Origin of the sequence: Rhizobium sp. ZK1, assembly GCF_047782645.1 — a bacterium.
Classification (GTDB): Bacteria; Pseudomonadota; Alphaproteobacteria; order Rhizobiales; family Rhizobiaceae; genus Rhizobium.
The window spans coordinates 2,678,320-2,694,052 of sequence record NZ_CP180586.1; the positions used below are offsets into that span (position 1 = coordinate 2,678,320).

The 15,733-nt window shown below is 60.7% G+C and carries 12 protein-coding genes and 3 pseudogenes; 5 read left to right on the forward strand and 10 right to left on the reverse strand.

Annotated features, from left to right (window positions below; translation table 11 throughout):
• Positions 1-121: 121 nt before the first annotated feature.
• Positions 122-1,771: an energy-dependent translational throttle protein EttA gene (gene ettA / locus ACK9YZ_RS13845; protein WP_216755237.1), complete on the reverse strand. Its 1,650-nt coding sequence runs from the start codon at positions 1,769-1,771 to the stop codon at positions 122-124.
• Positions 1,772-1,879: 108 nt separating this feature from the next.
• Positions 1,880-2,617 carry a ribonuclease T2 family protein gene (locus ACK9YZ_RS13850; RefSeq protein WP_416064207.1) on the reverse strand — a complete coding sequence of 246 codons (738 nt, stop codon included), beginning with the start codon at positions 2,615-2,617 and terminating at the stop codon, positions 1,880-1,882.
• Positions 2,618-2,774: 157 nt separating this feature from the next.
• Between ACK9YZ_RS13850 and ACK9YZ_RS13855 the strand changes: the two are divergent.
• A pseudogene (locus ACK9YZ_RS13855) lies at positions 2,775-3,720 on the forward strand (alpha/beta fold hydrolase).
• 1 nt (position 3,721) lies between these two features.
• Positions 3,722-4,678 carry a DMT family transporter gene (locus ACK9YZ_RS13860; RefSeq protein WP_416064208.1) on the forward strand — a complete coding sequence of 319 codons (957 nt, stop codon included), beginning with the start codon at positions 3,722-3,724 and terminating at the stop codon, positions 4,676-4,678.
• Positions 4,679-4,688: 10 nt separating this feature from the next.
• Here ACK9YZ_RS13860 and ACK9YZ_RS13865 read toward each other — a convergent pair whose 3' ends face one another.
• Positions 4,689-4,883 (reverse strand): hypothetical protein, encoded by a 195-nt coding sequence (locus ACK9YZ_RS13865; protein ID WP_416066834.1) that lies wholly within the window; start codon positions 4,881-4,883, stop codon positions 4,689-4,691.
• On the opposite strand from ACK9YZ_RS13865, the pseudogene ACK9YZ_RS13870 reads away from it, so the two are divergent.
• Positions 4,791-5,925: pseudogene (locus tag ACK9YZ_RS13870) on the forward strand (CaiB/BaiF CoA transferase family protein). The gene ACK9YZ_RS13865 and the pseudogene ACK9YZ_RS13870 overlap by 93 nt on opposite strands.
• A 13-nt stretch (positions 5,926-5,938) precedes the next feature.
• Positions 5,939-7,612, forward strand: a pseudogene (locus ACK9YZ_RS13875) (thiamine pyrophosphate-binding protein).
• 45 nt (positions 7,613-7,657) lie between these two features.
• On the opposite strand, the gene ACK9YZ_RS13880 reads toward ACK9YZ_RS13875, so the two are convergent.
• The 3 genes from ACK9YZ_RS13880 to ACK9YZ_RS13890 form a co-directional block, all read right to left on the reverse strand.
• On the reverse strand, positions 7,658-8,002 hold the full coding sequence (locus ACK9YZ_RS13880) for a RidA family protein (RefSeq protein ID WP_416064209.1): 345 nt from the start codon (positions 8,000-8,002) through the stop codon (positions 7,658-7,660).
• A gap of 72 nt (positions 8,003-8,074) precedes the next feature.
• Positions 8,075-8,413 carry a TIGR01244 family sulfur transferase gene (locus tag ACK9YZ_RS13885; RefSeq protein WP_416064210.1) on the reverse strand — a complete coding sequence of 113 codons (339 nt, stop codon included), beginning with the start codon at positions 8,411-8,413 and terminating at the stop codon, positions 8,075-8,077.
• 86 nt (positions 8,414-8,499) lie between these two features.
• A complete protein-coding gene (locus ACK9YZ_RS13890; protein WP_416064211.1) occupies positions 8,500-9,336 on the reverse strand; it encodes a DUF4432 family protein in 837 nt (278 codons plus the stop codon).
• A gap of 255 nt (positions 9,337-9,591) precedes the next feature.
• Here ACK9YZ_RS13890 and ACK9YZ_RS13895 point away from each other — a divergent pair, with 255 nt between their 5' ends.
• Positions 9,592-10,980 (forward strand): L,D-transpeptidase, encoded by a 1,389-nt coding sequence (locus ACK9YZ_RS13895; protein ID WP_416064212.1) that lies wholly within the window; start codon positions 9,592-9,594, stop codon positions 10,978-10,980.
• A gap of 6 nt (positions 10,981-10,986) precedes the next feature.
• Here the strand turns inward: ACK9YZ_RS13895 and ACK9YZ_RS13900 are convergent, their stop codons facing one another.
• From ACK9YZ_RS13900 to ACK9YZ_RS13915, 4 genes are all read right to left on the reverse strand, one after another.
• Positions 10,987-12,102, reverse strand: coding sequence for a helix-turn-helix transcriptional regulator (locus tag ACK9YZ_RS13900; RefSeq protein WP_416064213.1), 1,116 nt, complete (start codon positions 12,100-12,102; stop codon positions 10,987-10,989).
• Positions 12,103-12,229: 127 nt separating this feature from the next.
• Complete coding sequence (locus ACK9YZ_RS13905; RefSeq protein ID WP_216755247.1) at positions 12,230-12,940, reverse strand: ParA family protein; 711 nt, start codon at positions 12,938-12,940, stop codon at positions 12,230-12,232.
• Positions 12,941-13,187: 247 nt separating this feature from the next.
• Positions 13,188-14,342 carry an iron-containing alcohol dehydrogenase gene (locus ACK9YZ_RS13910; protein ID WP_416064214.1) on the reverse strand — a complete coding sequence of 385 codons (1,155 nt, stop codon included), beginning with the start codon at positions 14,340-14,342 and terminating at the stop codon, positions 13,188-13,190.
• Positions 14,339-15,724, reverse strand: a complete 1,386-nt coding sequence (locus ACK9YZ_RS13915; RefSeq protein ID WP_216755249.1) for an aldehyde dehydrogenase family protein — start codon at positions 15,722-15,724, stop codon at positions 14,339-14,341. The genes ACK9YZ_RS13910 and ACK9YZ_RS13915 overlap by 4 nt, the downstream gene beginning before the upstream one ends.
• Positions 15,725-15,733: the final 9 nt, after the last annotated feature.

Sequence of the window (15,733 nt, forward strand, 5' to 3'; positions counted from 1 at the left end):
GATTTGGATAGCGGAGGCAAGCGGCATTTCACCGATTTGCGAAATTGCCTGTATCGATAACGACAGCAGACATTAAAAAAGCCCCGGACCAACCGGGGCTTCGAAATGCACGAAAAACCGATTAGCGGGTCAGACGCTTGTGAGCCTGGCTGCCGGGATTGAGGGCGTCGGGGCCAAGACGGCGGATCTTGTCCTGTTCATAATCCTCGAAGTTGCCTTCGAACCACTCGACATGGCCGTCGCCTTCAAACGCGAGAATATGCGTGGCCAGACGGTCGAGGAACATGCGATCGTGGCTGATGATAATGGCGCAGCCGGCAAATGCTTCCAGCGCGCTTTCCAGAGCACCAAGCGTTTCCGTATCGAGGTCGTTGGTCGGTTCGTCGAGCAGCAGAACGTTGCCGCCGGCCTTCAACATCTTGGCAAGGTGAACGCGGTTGCGCTGACCACCCGAAAGATTGCCGACCTTCTGCTGCTGATCGCCGCCCTTGAAGTTGAAGGCGCCGCAATAGGCGCGCGAGTTCATGTCGAACTTGCCAAGCTTGATGACTTCGGCGCCGCCGGAGATTTCTTCCCAGACGGTCTTGTTGCCATCAAGCGCATCGCGGCTCTGGTCGACATAACCGAGATGCACGGTCTCGCCGATGCGGATCGAACCACTGTCGGGCTTTTCCTGGCCGGTGATCATCTTGAACAGCGTCGTCTTGCCGGCGCCGTTCGGGCCGATAATGCCGACGATGCCGCCCGGCGGCAGCTTGATCGACAGATCGTTGATCAGCGTGCGGCCCTCGAAGCCCTTGGTGATACCGTCCATCTCGATGACCACCTGACCGAGGCGCTCGCTGACCGGGATAATGATCTGCGCGTCGCCCGGACGCTGTTTCTCGGCGGCCTCGACCAGTTGCTCGTAAGACTTGATACGCGCCTTGGACTTGGCCTGACGGGCCTTCGGGCTGGAGGCGATCCATTCCTGTTCGCGGCTGATGGCCTTCTGGCGACCCGCCTCTTCGCGGTTTTCCTGCAGCATGCGCTTGGCCTTCGCCTGCAGGTAGGCCGAGTAGTTGCCTTCGTAAGGAATGCCGCGGCCGCGGTCGAGTTCGAGGATCCAGCCGGTGACGTTATCCAGGAAGTAGCGATCGTGGGTGATCATCATTACGGCGCCCGGATAGTCGCGCAGATGCTTTTCGAGCCAGGCGATGGTTTCGGCGTCAAGATGGTTGGTCGGTTCGTCGAGCAGCAGCAGGTCCGGCTGCGACAGAAGCAGGCGGCAGAGCGCGATACGGCGGCGCTCACCGCCCGACAGCGTCGTGACATCCGCGTCGCGCGGCGGGCAGCGCAGGGCTTCCATCGCCATCTCGACCTGGCTTTCCAGATCCCAGAGGTTCTGGCTGTCAATGATATCCTGGAGCTTCGCACCCTCTTCCGCCGTCTCGTCGGAATAGTTCATCATCAATTCGTTGTAGCGATCGACGATCGCCGTCTTGGAGGCAACACCTTCCATGACGTTCTCGAACACCGTCTTGCTGGGGTCGAGTTTCGGTTCCTGCTCCAGATAGCCGACCGTCGCGCCTTCGGCGAGCCAGGCTTCCCCGGTGTATTCCTTGTCCTGGCCGGCAATGATGCGCAGCACGGTGGACTTACCGGCACCGTTCGGACCCAGGATACCGATCTTGGCATCGGGATAAAAGGAAAGATGGATATTCTCGAGGATCTTCTTATTGCCATAGGCCTTGTTGAGGCCGGACATATGATAGATGAACTGGCGTGCCATGCTGGGATGCTCCGGGCGGAAACTTGAAATCGTGGCCGCTATGTAGGCGAAACCACGCCCGCGGGCAACGCCGAAACCCTGTTTCGTCAGGATTTCGGCATGTTTCCATCAGAAGCCGGCGGCATCCACAAGGCCTTCATCGCAGCCGAAGGACGTCTGCCCTGCCCCTTGGATGAGGCCGCCGAGGCCCTTCTCCTTCGCTTGCGCCGAAACGGCATCCTGCGAAAGCCCGATCGTCAGCTCGCTGATCACTCTGATATTGCCGACGCGGCGGCAGCTCATTTTCACGCGGTCGCTGGCACCGGCCCCAAAGCTCTTGTCGAAAGCCGCCTTGATCGCATCGGATTTCAGCGTCTTGCCGACGTTGGCGGCGAAGAGATCGCGCACGGCCGAAGCATTGAGATCGCCCATCAGGTGAATGGCGGTGGCGAAATATTCGTCGGCGCTCATCTTCGTGCAAGTGCCGTGCTTGATCCACTCATGCCGCTCGAGCCCCGATTGCGTGCCGGGCATCGCCTTGTCGAGCGCGCTCTTCGTCTCGGCCGAAAGGCTCACTGTCGGCAGGTTCGTCCACTGGCCGTCCTTGTCGGCGGCTTTCTGGTCGGCGGGTACGCCGCAATAGTCCTTCCGCATCGGCCACAGACCGTGGAGAGAAAAGTTGGTGGCGTCATAACGCTCGCCGCCCTGGCTGGCGCATTCGGCCTTCTTCTGGTTGGTCTGGCAGAATGCCGGTTGCCAGCTTGCCGCAAGGATGAAACGCGTGCGCCCGCTTTCTTGCGCGGATACGGGTCCGACTGACGACAGCGAAAGGAAGAGAATGGAAACCGAAAGGAAAAACTTACCCATTGATAGCCCCGACAAAGAACAATACAGGAACAAACAAGCATGAAGCCGAAAATTGCGCAACCCTGAATCGCAGCAAAATCGCGCTTTCTCATGTATGAGGAGAACCGCAATATTGCATTTGTCCTGCGATCTGGTCTTTTGGGCGCGGGAGGAATGCATGTTTTCCGAGACATTGCCGGCTTCAGAATGCCGGGGCTTCGCTTGCGTGCCATCACCAGCCTGCAGAGGGCCAGGCGCACGCTATCCTGATGATTTCACACGGGCTTGCCGAACATTCCCGCCGTTACCGGCGCCTTGCCGAGGCCATGGCGGCAAGAGGTTATCATGTCTATGCGCATGACCATCGCGGCCACGGCGAGACAAGCGCGCCCGATGCACCGCTCGGCCGCTTCGCGAGACGGGGCGGCATAGAGCGCGTCATCAACGATATCGCCGCCGTGCATGACTTTGCCACGCCCCGCCACCCCGGCCTGCCCGTCATCCTCCTCGGCCATTCGATGGGCGGCCTGATCGCCCTCAATGCCGCCGCCGATCTCCCCGGCCGTTTCGCAGCCCTTGCCGTCTGGAATTCGAATTTTGCGGTTGGACTTTCCGGCCGCGTTGCGCAGGCGATCCTGCTTGCCGAACGCATGCTCAAAGGCTCGGATGTGCCAAGCGACATGCTGCCGAGGCTGACATTTTCCGCCTGGGGCAAATCCATTCCCAACCACCGAACGGAATTCGACTGGCTGTCGCACGATCCGGCCGAGGTCAATGCCTATATCGCCGATCCGCTCTGCGGCTTCGGCCCCTCGGTATCGCTCTGGCTCGATATCTTCGCCCTCACCTTCCGCGGCATCGAGAAGGAGCGGCTCGAGAGGCTGCCGAAAGACCTGCCGATCCATCTGGTCGGCGGCGGTCAGGACCCGGCAACCATCAATGGAAAAGCCGTCCTCTCGCTGTCAAAGCGTTTAAGAAGTCAGGGCTTTTCCCGTATCAGGACGGAGATATATCAGGACATGCGACATGAAACGCTGAACGAGATCGGCGCGCAAACGGCAATTGCGGATTTCGCCGGCTGGTGCGACGCGGCGATCCGCGCGGTCCCGAGCGAAAGGATCTGAGATGACGAGCACGAGTTCCATACGCCATCCCGCCGCCTCCGAGGTGACGTTTGGCCTGCTTTTTATGTTCTTGTCGGTGATGATCTCGCCGCTGATCGACATCTTCTCGAAGCTCGCGACCGCGACGATCTCGTCCACCGAAGTCGCTGGCTTCCGCTTCGTCATCCAGTCGCTCACCATGCTGCCTTTCGTCTTCCTGCGCGGCGCGAAAATCCAGTTTTCGCTGAAGCAGAGCTGGTATCATGCCATCCGTGGCGCCATGGTCACTATTTCGATGATCTGCTTCGTCACGACGCTGAAGGTCATGGCAGTTGCCGATGCCATCGCCATCTTCTTCGTCGAGCCGATCATTCTGACGATCCTCGGCAGCATTTTCCTGAAGGAAACGATCGGCTGGCGGCGCTACAGCGCCTGCGCCGTCGGCTTCCTGGGCGCCCTGCTGATCATCCAGCCGAGCTTCGAACAGGTCGGCTATATCGCTCTGCTGCCCGTCGTCAGCGCCTTCTGCATCGCCGTCTTCGCGCTGATGACACGGGTACTATCGCACCGCGAAGATCCCTGGGCCATGCAGTTCCAGACCGGCCTCTTGGGCATTTTCTTCTGCGCCGTTATCCTCTTCATCGGCTATGGCAGCGGCTCTGACATCATCGATACGGCCATACCCGATCTTCCCGCTTTCGGCTACCTGCTGGGTACGGGCATTGCCGCGGCGATAACCGGCATTCTCGCGGCTTACGCCTATCGGGCCGCACCGGCCTCCACGCTGGCGCCGCTGCAATATCTGGAAATCGTCTCGGCCACCGTCTTTGCCTGGCTGGTCTTCGCCGATTTCCCTGACGCGTTGAAATGGCTCGGCATCCTCATCGTCATCGCGTCCGGCCTCTACATCATCTGGCGCGAGCAGCGCTTTGCTTCCAAACCCGTATCCGATACATCTGAGGTGACGCGGGCGCCCTGAAATCCGCCGCTCATGAGAGGAGTTTGGGAGGAATTTGGGGAGGAACATGACGCAAGACGTGAAGAAGAAACCGCCGCTTGCGGGCATCAGGGTCATCGAGCTTGCGCGCGTGCTGGCCGGACCCTGGGCGGGGCAGATGCTGGCCGATCTCGGCGCCGATGTCATCAAGGTGGAAAATCCCGATGGCGGCGACGACACGAGGCATTGGGGGCCGCCCTTCATTGAAGGCGCGGACGGAGAAAACCTCTCGGCTGCCTATTACCATTCCGCCAATCGCGGCAAGCGCTCCATCACCGCAGACCTGAAGAGCGAGGAAGGCCAGTCGCTGGTGCGCCGCCTCGTTGCGACAGCCGATGTGCTGATCGAGAATTTCAAACTTGGAGGTCTCGTCAAATACGGGCTCGATTACGAGAGCCTGAAGGCGATCAATCCGCGCCTCGTCTATTGCTCCATCACCGGCTTCGGCCAGACCCGGCCCCTATGCCAATCTTCCCGGCTACGATTACATCGTCCAGGGCATGTCTGGCTTCATGTCGATCACAGGCGAGCCGGATGGTCAGCCGATGAAGGCAGGTGTGGCGATCGCCGATGTCTTCACCGGCATCTACGCGGTCTCGGCCATCGAGGCCGCCCTCATCCATGCGCTGAAATCAGGCGAAGGCCAGTTCATCGACATGGCGCTGCTCGATGTGCAATCGGCCGTGCTCGCCAACCAGAATATGAACTATCTGGTCTCCGGCCGCGCCCCGGTTCGCCTTGGCAATGCCCATCCCAACATCTCGCCCTATGAAGTCGTGCCGACGGCTGACGGTTATCTCATCCTTGCCATTGGCAACGACGGCCAGTTTCGCCGTCTTTGCACGATCCTCGCCCTTTCTATCGCCGATGACGAGCGTTTTGCGACCAACAAGGCGCGCGTCGCCATCCGCGGCGAGGTGCGCCGGCTTGTCTCGACTGAAACGCTGAAATGGCGGAAGGCCGATCTCCTGAAAGCCTGCGAGGACAATGCCGTGCCGGCGGGCGCCATCAATACGATCGAGGAAATGTTTGCCGATCCGCAGATCAAGGCGCGTGGCCTGCGCGTCGACCTGCCGGATGCCGCGGGCACGATGATACCGGGCGTGCGCACGCCGGTGGTTCTGTCGGAAACGCCGCTGCGCTACGAACGGCCGAGCCCGCGCCTGGGCGAACACAATGCCGAAGTTCTGGCCGAACTTGAGGAATGGGAGAGGAAAACGTCACCATGAGAAGGAAGGGGCCATGAAAAGGACAGGCGGACAGTTGATCGTCGAAGCGCTGAAGGCGAACGGGGTGAAGCGCCTCTCCTGCGTGCCGGGAGAGAGCTTCCTTGCGGTGCTCGACGCCCTGTATGACAGCGATATCGACGTCATCGTCTGCCGTCAGGAAGGTGGCGCGGCGATGATGGCAGATTGCTGGGGCCGGCTGACCGGCGAGCCCGGTATCTGCATGGTCACCCGCGGCCCCGGCGCCACCAATGCCTCCGCCGGCCTGCACATCGCCAGGCAGGATTCGATCCCGATGATCCTCTTCATCGGCCAGGTGCAGCGGGAGGCGCGGCGAGCGCGAAGCTTTCCAGGAGGTCGAATTCCGCCGCGCCTTCACCGAATTCGCCAAATGGGTCGGCGAGATCGATGATGCCGCCCGCATCCCGGAATTCGTCACCCGCGCCTTCGCGATCGCCACATCGGGCCGTCCGGGTCCGGTCGTGCTGACGCTTCCTGAAGATATGTTGCGCGACGAGGTCGAGGCCCCGAAAGCAAGGCGCTACGCGCGCGTCGAAGCCCATCCCGGCCGCAGCCAGATCGACGATCTCTATCTGCGCCTGCTGAAGGCCGAGCGGCCGATAGTCATCCTTGGCGGCACCCGCTGGGATGCTGATGCGGTCGCCGATTTCCAGACCTTTGCCGAGCGCTTCCGCCTGCCGGTCGGCTGTTCCTTCCGCCGGCAGATGCTGTTCGACCATCTTCATCCGTGCTACGCCGGCGATGTCGGCATCGGCATCAATCCTGCGCTGGCGAAAGAGATCAAGGAAAGCGACCTGGTGATCCTGCTCGGCAGCCGCATGTCGGAAATGCCCTCCTCGGGCTATACACTGCTCGATATTCCCTACCCGGCCCAGTCGCTCATCCACATCCATTCCGGACCCGTCGGAACTCGGCCGCGTCTATCGTCCCGATCTCGCCATCTGCGCCAGCCCCGACGATTTCGTCGAAGCGCTCGCCGATCTGGAAGCGCCGGCCGAGCCGCGCTGGGCGAAGCGGACCGAACGCATGCATCAGTCCTATCTCGCCTGGTCGAAGCCGTCGGCCACGGGTCCAGGCGCCGTCCATATGGGGCCGATCATGGAATGGCTGGAGGCCAATACCAGGCCGGACACGATCTTCACCAATGGCGCCGGCAACTACGCCACCTGGGTCCATCGCTTCCACCGCTTCCGCCGCTTCAACACACAGGCCGCCCCAACCTCAGGTTCCATGGGCTATGGCCTGCCGGCTGCTGTCGCTGCCAAGCAGCTCTTTCCAGACAGGGACATCATCTGCTTTGCCGGCGACGGCTGCTTCCTGATGCACGGACAGGAATTTGTCACTGCCGTGCGCTACGGCCTGCCGATCATCGCGGTCGTCGTCAACAACGGCATCTACGGAACGATCCGCATGGCATCAGGAACGCGAATATCCGGGCCGCGTCAGCGCCACGGATCTCACCAATCCGGATTTTGCAGCCCTTGCCCGTGCCTATGGCGGCCATGGCGAGACGGTGGAAAAAACCGAGGATTTCGCGCCGGCATTCGAACGCGCGCGCGACAGCGGCAAGCCGGCGATCATTGAAATCAAGCTCGATCCTGAAGCGATTACGCCGACAAGGACGCTCTCGGAAATCGCGCAACAAAAAGCCGGTGAGTCCGTGAACTAATCCAGTTCAACCTCGCCGGCTTTGATTGGTCTCTGTAGGACGCTCTTAGTCGAGAGCGGCCGTAACGATGAACTCGACCTTGTACTTCGGCGCAGCGAGCTTGGCTTCGCTGGTGGCACGGGCCGGCGGGTTCTTCGGGTCGATCCAGCCTTCCCAGACGGCGTTCATCTCTGCGAAATAGGCGATGTCAGAGAGATAGATGATCGTCTGCAGGATCTTCGATTTGTTGCTGCCGGCGGCAGCCAGCAGACGGTCGACTTCGCCAAGCGCGGACTTGCACTGATCGGTGACGCTCTCGCCTTCGCCGACCTGGCCTGCGAGATAAACGGTGTTGCCGTGGATGACGGCGCCGCTCATGCGGGCGCCGATATCGATACGCTTGATGCTCATCGTGTTCTCCTGTTCATTAAATGAAAGACGCCGCGTTCAGGCGGCGTCGGATTGTGTCCGGATGGGACCGGATCAGGTGCGGATATGATGCGTCTTCTGATAGATCGCCGTGGAGCGTGCGCCGGAGCGGCAGTAGCCGAGCATCGGGCGTTCGAATTCGTCGAGCGCATCGACCATGCCCTGCACGGCTTCCTCGGTCACCCCCATCGGGCCGACAGGCACATGGGTAATCTCGAGGCCGATCTCCTTGGCACGGGCTTCGATGACCGCAAAGGGCGGCTGGTCCGGGCTTTCGTCGTCCGGACGATGGCAGACGATGGACTTGAAGCCGAGGGCCTTGATCTTGTCGAGATCCTCAACTGTGATCTGGCCGGAAACGGAGTATTCATCGTCGATCTGGCGGATATCCATCGTCTCAATCTCCTCGAAAATGGTGGGCTGAAGGTCTACGACGCGTGCTGTCAAGCGTCAACACGTCTTCAGCCAATCATCCTGCATTAGACGACGGCGAAACGCAGGCCATAGCTGCGGCTTTCACCAGGCTTCAGCCAGTTGAACTCCCCGGCCGCTTCCAGTTCATCGCGCAGCACCCAGCGGTGCGAAACTGGCTCGATACCGATGATATGCGCCGGCGCCTTCTGGTTCCGCCAGATCTGCAGATGCGGCAGCGTATCGGCGCGAAACCGCACTCTGAGCGTCCTGCCGCCAATCGCCGCGATCGGCCCGAGCCGGACTTCGGCAAAGCTCTCCTCGGTCGCCGGAGCCTCGACGCAGAAGATTCCGCCTGGCTCCTCGCCGAAAGTCCAGGGAAAACCGCCGCCCTCCAGCATCCGGCCTTCGAGCCGCGTTCCCGCGTCCAGCCATTTGCCACCGATGTTCATATGATACATCAGGAAGGTCGGCACGGTCTCATTGCTCCTATTGACGATGCGATCCTCCAGCGAAACCTCGCCGGTGGCCCCGTCGATCCGCCACAGCCGCTCGATGCGCTGCGGCAGCCCCTCCACCGTGATGATATCGATATCGGCGCGGCATTCGGCATTGCCATTCTCGAACGTCGTCCAGAGCACCTTGGCCTGATGGCCGGAGGCCGAACCGTGCAGCGGATAGATCTTGCCGTCCGTGCCGGGAATTGGCTGGCGGTGACGGATATGATCGGGACCGCAGGTAAAAAGGAAGCCTTCCAGCGAATGATCGATTCGCGGATCGCCATCATCAGGGATGGCCCGCTTGGGCGCGATGTCGACGCCCTCGACGATGCAGCCGCCGATATCCAGCACCGATGTTTCGTCCAGCATCAGGCGCGGCCCGCTTGCGGCGGTAAATTCTATCATCGGCTGTCCTCCCGGGGAATCTTGGTTGCGGTAGGGTTAGGTCGTGCGGCCACCCTCGTCAATCGGGACCGATGAGATGGCCAGGGAGTACCGTAACCGACGACTTCACAGGAACGTCATCTTCGCGCAAGCGTTTATGAGTAAACGCAAAACACCGTTGTTTTTATGTTTTGTTCAGCACGGCTTAAGAAATTCCACACTAGCGTCAAAATTCGCAGGTGTGTGTCTGCCGAGCCACTGATCGAGGTGTGAGACGTGAATCGCTTTATGAAATCGGCCCTTTCCCTTTCGGCCATGCTTTTGGCGCTCGCCGCCTTCACACCGCAGCAGGCCGGTGCGCAGCAATATGGGCGCAACAGAAGCGACATCGTGCTGGTGACGCCGAGCGGCGAAATCCTCGATTACGTCCCGCCCGGCCGCGGCTTCGTCTATGCCCACGATTATCGTGGCAATCGCGTGCTGATCGACCGCTACGGCAATATCGTCGCTACGGAAATGCGCGCCCGTGGCTACTACTCGCCAAGCACCAATCGAGAAGTCTATAACGACGTCTACAACAACGATCCCTATTATCCCGACGGTAACCGCCATGGCGATACGCGCTATTCCGAGCGCGGCCCGGTCACCGGTTCCATTCCGCAGGACGCTGCCATCGAGCGCGGCCCGCTCGAGGATCAGCTCTACCCCGGCGACCAGCAGGGTCAGGATGACTATGCAGCAATTGAGCCCGATCAGCAGGTTCCGCCGGCCGACGAGCCGCGCCCGGCGCCGCAGGAACCTGTGATCACGCTCAAGGGCAAGTCCAAGCCCGAAATCGTCGCCCTTCAGGTCTTTCTGGATCGCTCCGGCGTTTCCCCCGGTGTCATCGACGGCCACATGGGCTCCAATGTCACCAAGGCGATCTACGCCTATGAACAGATGACTGGCACCAAGCTCGATCCAAACAATACGGATGCGATCCTCGAAGAGCTGCGCATGAATGGTGGCCTGCCGGTCGTCAGCTACACGATCACGGATGCGGATGCGGCCGGTCCCTATGTCGCGCAGATCCCCGAAGACTATTCGCAGAAAGCCCTCCTGCCGTCCCTCGCCTACACCTCGGTCACCGAAGCGCTTGCCGAACGTTTCCACATGGACGAAAATTTCCTGAAGGAAATGAACCCCGGCGCGGATTTCACGATTCCAGGTACCGTCATCAAGGTCGTCAATCCCGGCCAGAACAAGAAGGGCGCTGTTGCAAAGATCCTCGCCGACAAGGGTCGCAAGCAGGTCTTCGCCTATGACGACGCAGGCAACCTCGTTGCCGCCTACCCCGCCTCGATCGGCTCCACGGACACGCCCTCGCCTTCTGGCATTGTCACGGTCGAGCGCGTCGCCTTCAATCCTGGCTACACCTACAATCCGAAGATCAATTTCCAGCAGGGCACAAACGACAAGATCCTCGACATCCCGCCAGGCCCGAACGGCCCGGTTGGTACGGTCTGGATGGCGCTTTCCAAGCCGACCTACGGCATCCACGGCACGCCAGACCCCTCCAGGATCGGCCGCACCCAGAGCCACGGCTGCATCCGGCTGACGAACTGGGATGCGACGGAGCTTGCCAAGATGGTCAAGCCCGGCGTGACTGTCGAATTCGTCGACTGAGGAAATCTACTCGCCCGGTGTCTGTGCGGGACGCTCGCCAAACTGGATGAGACGCAGGAGCTCCACCTGCTTTCTGGCACCGGTCTTCATGTAGACGGACCGCACCTGCGAGCGGATCGTCTCCCGCGAACGGCTGGTTTCGGCAGCCAGGCCCGAAACCGAGCCTCCCGAAACAAGCGCCCTCACGACCTTGATTTCAGCCTGCGTGAGACCGAAATCACTGCGCAGTTTCTCATCGCTCAGCCCTATGGAGCCTTGTTTCGGCTCGATAAGGATGGCGACGACAGGCCGTTCGAAGAAGCGTGGATGGTGGCTCTTCTCAAGCTTGAGCAAGGTGATCTTCCGGCCATCGGCCAGAGCCGTATGCTGACGCTCTGCCTCCTCCTCATGCCTGAGCATCAGTGTGAGACGGTCGTCGGCATCCTTGTCGGCAAGATGCAGCATTCCGAGCGGTGAAAGCCAGACACCCGCTCCCTGTTCAAGCACCGCCTCTCCAAAGACAGACGTGGAGATCAGCCGCCGCTCTGAATTTAACAGGAGCACGCCGACGCCGATGGCATCGAACAGCCGCCCATTGATCTCCGAAGCGTTCTTTTGACGGCCGCCGGATTCGACCGCGATGAAGGCGCGCCTCAGATGAGGCCCGATCCGCGTCAGAAGCGCAGCGCAGGCCCGACTCTGATCCGGACCGGTCCAACGGGTCGTGGTGATCGAAAGATTGAACGACCGGCCGCCCTCCCGCAGGATCGCCATGCCGACGGCGCCGTGACCTTCATGCCGATGCCAGAAGTCGTTGAAGAACTCGGTCCTGGAAAGCTCTGCATAGGATATGAAATCCTCGCCGATTGCTCCCTGCCCGGTGGGCGTTCTGTTCAGGCCCGATATCCAGGGGTTCAGCCGGCAGTAATAGCGTGTGTAGGTGTCGATCCACGCCTGATCCATATTGATGTGGAATTGCGACGAACCTTCCGCCCGCACAGCGTCATGATAGAAAAGGCTGGTTCCGGCCCCCGGCAGCAGCCCGTTCAACTCCGTCAGAAACGTATCCCATCGTGCTTCACCAAAAACGACCCCGTAGATGGAATCGATAAGCTTGTCGTCGACTTGCCGGGTGATGCTCATGCGTTGCTTCGCGCGTGAATATATTTTTACAGCCTGTCGATCATTACAGCAGTGAGCAAATGTAATTTCAAATAGAAAATGCCCCAGCCGAAGCCGAGGCATCCAATTTCTTGCTCCGATATTCTGATCAGGCGGCGCTTCGCATCGCGTTGGCCAGCCGAACAGCAACCGGCAGCCGTCCCGGTACCTTGCGTATGATTTCCTCTGCGAAACAGAGGGCATTTTCACGGGCCTTGTCGAGATTGCTGACGCGCGCCGGATCCATCGTATGCAGCGTGCCGCCGCAATCGAAAATGTCGCGAAAGGCCGAGCGTTCGATGATGGCCGTATCCAGAACCGACACATGGCGTTCGTTCAACAGGGCCTTGACGAGCTGCAGTGCGCGGGTGGTGACCATGGAGTTGACGCGGGTCAGCACGACCGAATGGTCGATCTTGATGCCTGCCTTCTCCTCCAGATACTGGAGCAGCTCGAGAACCTGGGCACCGCCGCGGGCATCCATGGCGCAGCCCTGGATCGGGATCAGCACGTGGTCGGAGAGACCGACGGCCGTTGCCAGCAGCGGATTGCGCGCACCCGGCAGATCGATGATGAAATAATCGGTATTGTGCTTGTTTTCGCTGATGTGCTGCGGCAGCGAGGCAGTCGTCACGAAATCGATGACGCTGATGTTGGGCACATGGCCGGAGATTTCGTGCCAGCGCGAAATCCAGTGCTGCGGGTCGGCATCGAGGATGGTGACACGGTAGCCCTGACGGGCCAGCTCGGTGGCAAGCAGCAACACGGCCGTGGTCTTGCCGGCGCCGCCCTTGGTATTTGCGAATGTGATGACTGGCATATTCTTAAGTCCTCGAAGGGAAATGGCGCGAGCCGGCATCGCTCGTTGTTAATCGCACAGTCGGAGCATCGTGCGGTTAACCCATCCTTTCCAATCGTGGTTAACAAACTCTAAACACGCCCGCCGAAATTGCGGTCCGCATTTTTCGCATCATCAAAAATCAGGATGGCCTGAAGCGCGAAAAACAACAAAAAAGCCCGGAAAACCAAGGTTCTCCGGGCCAGTTTAGAGGTCCGCCTTTATCTGTTCAGAAGCAATCCCTAAACAGGGTCTTCGTATTTTCGAGCGTCAATGCAACCGGATTACCGCCGGCGCTCGGATCTTCGATCGCCATTGCGGACAGTTCATCGATCCGGTCGGGGGTGATTCCCATCGCGGTGAGATTTTCGGGAACGCCGAGTTCGGAGCGCAGCTTCAGCACGTAGTCGTAGAAGCCGTCGAAACCGCCGGATATGCCGAGATAGGCAGCCGCGCGCGCAACCTTCTCTTCGATGGCCGAGCGGTTGAAGCGCAGCACCGCGGGCATCACGACGGCATTGGTCATGCCGTGATGGGTATTGTAGACCGCGCCGATCGGGTGCGAGAGCGCATGGATGGCGCCAAGCCCCTTCTGGAAGGCGACAGCGCCCATGGCGGCTGCCGACATCATGTTAGCGCGCGCTTCCAGATCCGTGCCTTCCTTATAGGCGCGCGGCAGGAATTCCTTGACGAGCCGCATGCCTTCCAGCGCGATGCCGGCCGACATCGGATGGTAGAACGGTGAAGAGTAAGCCTCCAGGCAATGGGCGAAGGCATCCATGCCGGTGCCGGCAGTGATGATCTTCGGCATGCCGACCGTCAGTTCCGGATCGGCGATCACGACGCCCGGCAGGAACTTCGGGTGGAAGATGATCTTCTTCACATGCGTCGCGGAGTTGGTGATGACGCTGGCGCGACCGACTTCCGAGCCGGTGCCGGCCGTCGTCGGCACGGCAACGATCGGGGCAATGCCTTCGATGCTCGCGCGTGTCCACCAGTCTCCGATATCCTCGAAATCCCAGACCGGGCGCGTCTGGCCGACCATGAAAGCCACGCACTTGCCGAGATCGAGGCCCGAACCGCCGCCGAAGGCGACGACACCATCATGGCCGCCATCGCGGAAGGCCTTGATTCCGGCTTCGAGGTTCTTTTCGTTCGGGTTCGGATCGACATCGGCGAAGATCGCTCGGCCGAGGCCGGCATCTTCGAGAATGTCGAGAGCGTTCTTGGTGATCGCCATCGCGGCGAGGCCGCGGTCGGTGATGAGCAGCGGCTTCTTCATGCCGAGGCTCTTGCAGGCGTCTGCCAGTTCCTTGATGCGGCCGCGGCCGAGCTTGACTGATGTCGGATAGCTCCAGTTGGCGGTGATGTTGGCGCTGCTCATGCTGTAACTTTCTTCAGGTGGTAGGATTTCGGGCGCGTCAGGTTGTGGAAGCCGATGATCGACAGCGAGCCGCCGCGGCCGGTTTCCTTGACACCGGTCCAGCACAGAGCCGGATCGAGATAATCGGCGCGGTTCATGAAGACGGTGCCGGTTTCGATGTCGCGGCCGAGCCGCCCTGCCCGCTCGGCGTCCTTTGTCCACAGAGAGGCGGTGAGCCCGTATTGGCTGTCGTTCATCAGCGCCAGGGCCTCATCGTCACTCTTGACCTTCATGATGCCGACGGCCGGGCCGAAGGTTTCTTCGCGCATGAAAGCCATGGAATGATCGACGTTGACGAGAATCTGCGGAGCGAGATAGGCACCCCCGTCATCGGCCGGAAAAAGCTTGGGATCGACGAGCGCCTTGGCGCCCTTGGCGACCGCGTCCGCGATCTGCTCGCGTACCACCCTGGCGAAGCGCTTGTGGGCCATCGGACCAAGCGTTGTCTCCGGATCGAGCGGATTGCCGAGCTTGTAGTTCGAAACCCAGGCGACCGACTTCTCGACGAAGGCGTCATAGAGCGATTCATGCACATAGATGCGCTCAATGCCGCAGCAGCACTGGCCGGAATTATAGGTGGCGCCATCCATCAACGTATCGACGGCGGCATCGAGATCGGCATCCTCCATCACATAGCCCGGATCCTTGCCGCCGAGCTCGAGGCCGAGCCCAGTGAAAGTGCCGGCCGCAGCCCGCTCCATCGAGCGGCCTCCTTCGACCGAGCCAGTGAAATTGATGAAGTTGAAGCTGCCGGCCGCAATCAGCGCCGAAGTCGTCTCGTGATCGAGAAAGACATTCTGGAACACATCCTCGGGCACACCGGCCTCGACAAAGGCCTGCACCAGCCGCTCGCCGACGAGCAGCGTCTGCGAGGCGTGCTTCAGCACGACGGTATTGCCCGCCATCAGCGCAGGCGCGATCGTGTTGATCGCCGTCATGTAAGGATAGTTCCAGGGAGCGATGACGAAGACGACGCCATGCGCTTCGCGCTCGATGCGGCGCTCGAACTTGTCGCTCTCTTCGACGACGAGCGGCGCGAGAGCGTCCGCAGCGATCGAGGCGACATAGTTGGAGCGTTCGTTGAAGCCGCGATATTCGCCGCCATACTTGATCGGCCGGCCCATCTGCCAGGCAAGTTCCGGCACGACGACATCGGACATCTCGTTGAGACGGGCGACACCCTTCAGCACAAGCTGGACGCGATCTTCGAGCGGGCGCCTGGCCCAGGCCTTCTGCGCCTTGCGGGCACGCGCGACGGCTTCCTTTGCCGCTTCGAGCGAAAGCGCCGGACGCTCCGCATAAACGGAGCCGTCAACCGGCGAAATGCATTGGATCATTGTCATGATCTGAAT

Coding starts and splice junctions, on each gene's coding strand:
- ettA (WP_216755237.1), bottom strand. CDS start 1,771: ATGGCACGCCAGTTCATCTATCATATGTCCGGCCTCAACAAGGCCTAT.
- ACK9YZ_RS13850 (WP_416064207.1), bottom strand. CDS start 2,617: ATGGGTAAGTTTTTCCTTTCGGTTTCCATTCTCTTCCTTTCGCTGTCG.
- ACK9YZ_RS13860 (WP_416064208.1), top strand. CDS start 3,722: ATGACGAGCACGAGTTCCATACGCCATCCCGCCGCCTCCGAGGTGACG.
- ACK9YZ_RS13865 (WP_416066834.1), bottom strand. CDS start 4,883: ATGCCTCGTGTCGTCGCCGCCATCGGGATTTTCCACCTTGATGACATC.
- ACK9YZ_RS13880 (WP_416064209.1), bottom strand. CDS start 8,002: ATGAGCATCAAGCGTATCGATATCGGCGCCCGCATGAGCGGCGCCGTC.
- ACK9YZ_RS13885 (WP_416064210.1), bottom strand. CDS start 8,413: ATGGATATCCGCCAGATCGACGATGAATACTCCGTTTCCGGCCAGATC.
- ACK9YZ_RS13890 (WP_416064211.1), bottom strand. CDS start 9,336: ATGATAGAATTTACCGCCGCAAGCGGGCCGCGCCTGATGCTGGACGAA.
- ACK9YZ_RS13900 (WP_416064213.1), bottom strand. CDS start 12,102: ATGAGCATCACCCGGCAAGTCGACGACAAGCTTATCGATTCCATCTAC.
- ACK9YZ_RS13905 (WP_216755247.1), bottom strand. CDS start 12,940: ATGCCAGTCATCACATTCGCAAATACCAAGGGCGGCGCCGGCAAGACC.
- ACK9YZ_RS13910 (WP_416064214.1), bottom strand. CDS start 14,342: ATGAGCAGCGCCAACATCACCGCCAACTGGAGCTATCCGACATCAGTC.
- ACK9YZ_RS13915 (WP_216755249.1), bottom strand. CDS start 15,724: ATGACAATGATCCAATGCATTTCGCCGGTTGACGGCTCCGTTTATGCG.